This is a genomic window from Vreelandella maris, from assembly GCF_013371085.1.
In the GTDB taxonomy this organism is placed as follows: domain Bacteria; phylum Pseudomonadota; class Gammaproteobacteria; order Pseudomonadales; family Halomonadaceae; genus Vreelandella; species Vreelandella maris.
Genome location: NZ_JABWCV010000054.1, coordinates 1 through 5,891 on the forward strand (window position 1 = coordinate 1; position 5,891 = coordinate 5,891).

5 protein-coding genes, 1 pseudogene and 1 other annotated feature are annotated in these 5,891 nt (G+C 51.8%); all 6 genes and pseudogenes read left to right on the forward strand.

What is annotated here, in order from left to right:
• Window positions 1-1,117 (forward strand): multicopper oxidase domain-containing protein (locus HUO07_RS21195; protein ID WP_176305112.1); only part of this gene is annotated, 1,117 nt, incomplete at its 5' end.
• A 9-nt stretch (window positions 1,118-1,126) separates the two neighbouring features.
• Window positions 1,127-1,897 carry a copper resistance protein B gene (locus HUO07_RS21200; protein WP_176305113.1) on the forward strand — a complete coding sequence of 257 codons (771 nt, stop codon included), beginning with the start codon at window positions 1,127-1,129 and terminating at the stop codon, window positions 1,895-1,897.
• Window positions 1,898-2,030: 133 nt separating this feature from the next.
• Entirely contained in the window at window positions 2,031-2,447 is a 417-nt protein-coding gene (locus tag HUO07_RS21205; RefSeq protein WP_035556031.1) for a hypothetical protein, read from the forward strand.
• Between the two features lie 197 nt (window positions 2,448-2,644).
• On the forward strand, window positions 2,645-3,403 hold the full coding sequence (locus tag HUO07_RS21210; protein ID WP_035556029.1) for a glutaredoxin: 759 nt from the start codon (window positions 2,645-2,647) through the stop codon (window positions 3,401-3,403).
• A gap of 163 nt (window positions 3,404-3,566) precedes the next feature.
• Complete coding sequence (locus HUO07_RS21215) at window positions 3,567-4,904, forward strand: APC family permease (RefSeq protein ID WP_035556027.1); 1,338 nt, start codon at window positions 3,567-3,569, stop codon at window positions 4,902-4,904.
• A 65-nt stretch (window positions 4,905-4,969) separates the two neighbouring features.
• Window positions 4,970-5,800: pseudogene (locus tag HUO07_RS21950) on the forward strand (DDE-type integrase/transposase/recombinase); the annotation flags it as partial.
• Window positions 5,245-5,361: a sequence feature (AL1L pseudoknot), on the forward strand. (Overlaps the previous pseudogene by 117 nt.)
• Window positions 5,801-5,891 lie beyond the last annotated feature (91 nt).

Sequence of the window (5,891 nt, forward strand, 5' to 3'; positions counted from 1 at the left end):
CCTGCTCAACGGCCACTCCCCCCAGGAAAACTGGAACGCGCTGTTCAAGGCCGGTGAGCGGGTACGGCTACGCGTGATTAACGGTTCGGCCATGTCATACTTCGATGTCCGTATACCTGGCTTGAAGATGACCGTGGTGGCCGCCGATGGCCAACCGGTCCAGCCCATCCCTGTTGATGAGTTCCGCATTGGCGTGGCGGAAACCTACGATGTGCTTGTTTCACCTGAAGACGACCGGGCATACACCATCTTCGCCGAAGCCATGGATCGCAGCGGCTACGCCCGCGCTACCCTGGCACCGCGTGAAGGGATGCAGGCCGACATCCCTGAACGCCGTCAAATTGCCGACCGCGGTATGGAAGCCATGGGTGCCCACGGTATGGGCGGGATGGATCATTCTGGCATGTCAAATATGGCGGGGATGGACCACTCCGGCATGTCGAATATGGAAGGTATGGATCATTCCAACATGTCGGAAATGGATCGCTCAAACATGTCGAATATGGAAGGCATGGATCATTCCAGCATGGCGGGGATGGACCACTCCAGCATGTCCAACATGCAAGGCATGGATCACTCTAATATGGGTGGCATGGCGGGTGAACAGGCGAAAATCGGCGAAAATGGCTTGCTCGTTGCCGGTGAAGCCCAGCCCGGCTCTCGATACGACCAGGCGGGCATCGGCATCGACCCTGATGAACGTCGTGTTTTAGTCTACCGCGATTTAAAAGCCTTCACGCCATGGCCTGACCGCCGTGAACCAGGCCGTGAGCTTGAGCTGCACCTGACCGGCAATATGGAACGTTATATGTGGTCGTTCGACGGTAAGAAGTTTAGCGAAGTGACCGGCCCCATCCATTTTGAGAAAGATGAGCGACTGCGCCTTATCCTCATTAACGACACCATGATGGAGCATCCTATCCACCTCCACGGCATGTGGATGGAGCTGGAAAACGGCCAGGGTGAATTGATTCCGCGCAAACACACCTTGAACGTGAAGCCCGGCGAGCGCGTGTCTGCGCTGATCACTGCAGACGCCGAGGGCAGTTGGGCGTTCCACTGCCACCTTCTCTATCACATGGATGCCGGCATGTTCCGCGTTGTTCAGGTTTCTTAAGGAGGCAGTATGAAAACCAAGCACTACTTAACCCTCGCCAGCGCCGCCCTCGGCATGGCCGCCGCCACGACTGCTCAAGCCGAAGACGGCTATGACGCCCCGGCCGGCTGGCCGTCACCGGTCGTGGAGCACCCGATGACCACGGTACGGGTCGATCGCTTGGAATATGCTTCGCCCGACAAGGGGGGGGATGCCTTGGTCTGGGATTTCCAGGCCTGGTATGGCGGTGATTTCAATCGCCTATACGTGGAAGGCGAAGGCGAAAACGTCCAGGGCGATGGCGAAGATGCAGAATTCGAGTCCCTCGACCTGCTTTATAGTCGTTTGATTGCCGACTTCTGGGAACTTCAGGGCGGCATCGGTTATCAGGGCGGTATCGCTACGAATGACCATCCCGAACGCTATTTCGGCGTCATCAGCCTATTGGGGCTCGTCCCCTATCGCTTCGAGACCGATCTCGACTTGAGGATAAGCGATGAAGGCGATATCTCCGCCAGCCTGGAAAGCGAGTACGATCTGCGCCTGACGCAGCGGCTCTACCTACAGCCGCGTACCGAAATTGCCGTTGCTGCTAGCGAAGTCGAGGAGTTTGGGGTGGGCCAAGGGCTAAACTCCGTGCGTGTGGGTATGCGTCTAGGTTATGAGGTGACCCGCCGCTTCGCCCCCTACATCGGTGCTTATTGGGAGAAAGAGTACGGCGACACGGCGGATCTCACCCGCGCCAGTGGCGACAACACGGAAGACACTGGAGTGGTGGCCGGTGTTAGAATGATGTTCTAACAACTCTGGTAATGGGTAACTTTTAACGTCACCAATTGGTGGCGTTTTTTTTATTGTTTTTATTTTTAAATTCAGCTTCGTTTCAAAAACCACAGCTAATATAAACAAATCATCAACCACTGGAGTAATTATCATGAAAGTTAAATCAATTCTCTTTGGAGCGCTTGTAGCCAGCATTCTTTCAACACCTGTATTGGCTAACTTCGGCAATACAACCCAGGATCTGCCGCTACTTGAAAGAGGCGTCTCTTCTACACAGATTCTTGCTCAGGGGCAATCCAAACGTTTCAATATTAACATTGAACAAGCGACTACGCTGAAGGTGGCAAGCGAGCACTTTCCAGGCGCAACCAGCACTGGAAACCGTATCTCCGCGGTGCTTTATAATGCAGCGGGACAGCAGGTAGCAGAAGCATCCAGCCCACGTGGCCATTTTGAAATGGTCCGCCAACTGCAGCCAGGCAATTATCAACTTGAAGTGACAGGCAATGCACTGGGAGGTACTAAAGAAAATGACAATAACCGCTATGAGTTACATGTTGACTATTAATATATAGTCACTAATTTAAGATACAGGGCCAGCCTTTATGCTGGCCTTTTTATTTAACATATATTTCTATCGTTGCAGAAACCTATTCGTAACCGTAGCTAGAATTTTAAAATAAATGAGCAGGCTATACTTGCCTGTATGTAGCACAAAGGTTCTATATTTTTAGTAAATACCATGTTCTTAACGAAGGAAAATCAATGCCAACGTCAACATCCACTGCCTCTGCACAGGTTTACCGGATGAAAACCGTCGAGCATATGTGCCCGTTCGGTTTGAAAACGGTTGATCTACTCAAGCGTAAAGGCTTTAAGGTCGACGATCATACCTTAACGTCTCGTGATGAAATCGATGCTTTCAAAAAACAGGAAAACGTCGACACGACGCCCCAGGTGTATATCGGTGACCAACGTATCGGTGGCTATGAAGAGCTGCGCAAACATCTGGGAATGAGCGTTCCCAATGCAAAAGAAACCACTTACCGGCCGGTGATTGCCATTTTTGCTACTGCGCTGCTGATAGGCTTGGCGATTAGCTGGGCGACCCAAGGCACACTGTTTACTGCACGCATGCCGGAGTTCGCCGTTGCTACGGCGATGGTGCTGCTGGGCTTGCAGAAACTGCAAGATGTCGAAAGTTTCAGCAGTATGTTTTTGAATTACGACCTTTTGGCCCAGCGCTACGTGCCCTACAGCTATTTTTACCCCTACGCCGAGACACTTGCAGGCATTTTAATGCTGGCCGGAGCATTGATTTGGCTGGCAGCCCCACTGGCGCTATTTGTCGGTACGGTGGGGGCGGTTTCCGTGTTTAAAGCCGTGTATATCGATAAGCGTGAGCTGAAGTGCGCCTGCGTCGGTGGTAACAGCAATGTGCCGTTGGGTTTTGTGTCACTAACCGAAAACCTCGTGATGATCGCTATGGGACTGTGGATGCCGTTGCGGATGTTGTTGGGGTAAGACCCGTACTCTTACGCCAAACCATGATATAGGTCAGTTAAATGACTGAACCATATTCAGGTTACGTTCAGCTAACTCAACCACACTTGGTGTTGAACTTATCCCACACTGGCCTAAGGCGGTGAACACGCACGCCTTAGGCTTAATCCATAGGAGTGTTTGCATGGCTGACCAGGATAGAACGCCACATTACGAAGAAGGAAGCCTCTCACTAATCGGTGCCGTAGCACTTGGCACTGGAGTAATGATCGGCGCAGGAATCTTTGCGTTAACTGGACAGATGGCGGAAATGACCGGCCCTCTATTTCCCCTAGCCTTTTTGGCTGCCGCGGTCATTGTCTCTTTCAGCGCTTACTCTTACGTCAAAATGTCCAATACTTACCCATCTGCCGGGGGGATTGGCATGTATTTGCAAAAAGCGTATGGCTCAACGCTCCCCACCGCTTTCCATGCGCTATTGATGTATTTTTCCATGGTGATTGCGCAGAGCTTTTTGGCGAGAACTTTCGGTTCTTACACGCTGGAGCTATTTGACCTGGGTGATCGCGCTGTGTTTGTGCCACTACTCGGTGTGGGCTTATTGCTCGCGGCTTTTTTGATCAATTTATCCACCAACAAGTTGATTGAAACAGTTGCCTCGGTGCTGGGCTTCATCAAAATTGGTGGCATCATCGTGTTTGGTGTTGTCGGTGTTTTTATTGCAGATTCTATCGACATGGGTACTGGCGGGGATGCGCCATCCCCAACCCTCTCAGGCTTCTTGGGCGCGACGGCGCTAGGTATTTTGGCTTTCAAAGGTTTTACGACCATTACCAATAGTGGCTCGGAGCTGAAAAACCCAAAGCGCAACCTGGGCAAGGCCATCATGATCTCCATCGCGCTATGTGTAGTCATCTATGCGCTTGTGGGCTTTGCGGTGGCCAGCAATCTTTCCTTGTCTGAGATTATCGAAACTCAAGACTATTCGCTGGCGGCAGCGGCTCGGCCCGCACTTGGTGAAGCTGCCGTTGGCTTTACCGTTGTTTTAGCCATGCTAGCCACAGCAGGCGGGATCATCGCCAGTGTTTTCGCCGTATCACGCATGCTAGCCATGCTGACTGAAATGAAATTGGTTCCACACCGCCACTTCCATATGCCAGGTAGCCTGCAAAAGCACACGTTGGTGTACACCATTGTGTTTGGCTTAATCTTGACTGCGTTTTTTGATCTTAGCCGTATCGCGGCGCTCGGCATTATTTTTTACTTGATCATGGATATCGCTATCCATTGGGGAGTGCTGCGCCATCTCAGGAAAAGTGTGGGCGCTAACGCGGTTATTCCAAGCATTGCCATTCTGCTAGATGTCCTCGTATTGAGTGGCTTTGTTTGGGTAAAAGCCACTTCAGATCCACTGGTACTTATCGTTGCCGCCGGATTGATGGCCGTGCTGCTCATCGGCGAATGGCTATTTCTTGCCAAGCGCAACAATTCAGCCGATAGCGAACAGTTTCATTCCCACTAACCACAACTGTACATGTGAACCGCCCCGGCTTTACCGGAGACTCCATATCTTGAGAGGATGGCGTCATTAACTCACCAAAACGATATTCCCCGGAAGTCCGGGAGCGGGGTGTTCGATTAGTCATTGAACAGCAATGGGAATACCTATCCAAGTGGGCAGCAATCTGCTCCATTGCTAGTAAGTTAGGCTGCACACCAGAGACCTTGAGAGCCTGGTGCAAACGCACAGAACTCACGCAGGAAAACAGCTCGGTTAACCTGTCTGAACATGAACGACTCAAGCAGCTAGAGCGTGAAAACACCGAATTGAAGCGTGCCAAGGAAATTCTCCGTAAGGCGGTTGCTTTTTTCGCCCAGGCGGAGCTCAACCGCAAACCCAATTGATGGTGTCATTTATCGACGAGCATCGTGCTCAGTTCGGGGTCGAATCGATTTGTAGTCAGCTGCCAATCGCCCCATCGAAGTATTACCACCACAAGGCACTTTGAAGCCGATCCTGAACGACGAGCAGAGCGATATCGGCAGGATGCGTTTCTTACGGCTGAGATTCATCGGGTATGGGAGGAAGATTTCTGCGTTTACGGTGCTCGTAAGGTCTGGCGGCAACTCCACGTTAATGTTGCTCGCTGCACCGTAGAACGGCTCATGCGCCCTAATAAGCTTTGGGTGGCCGATTTTACCTACGTCGCCACCTGGTCTGGCTTCGTTTATGTTGCGTTCGTTATCGATGTTTACGCACGATGTATCGTGAGTTGGCGTGTAGCGACGTCGATGAAAACGGGACAGGTACTGGACGCCCTGGAGCTAGCTCTGTGGGCACAAAAACACATACGAGGGTTGATCCATCATAGTGATCGGGGAAGACAAGGCGGATTCAATCGGTCGACGCAACACCTCGATATTGGAGGTGTTACATGGGAAGATCATCTAGTTGGATCGCTGAAAAGACTGGGCGAGCACCGATGCGTTCGCCTGGTCGACCAAGCAT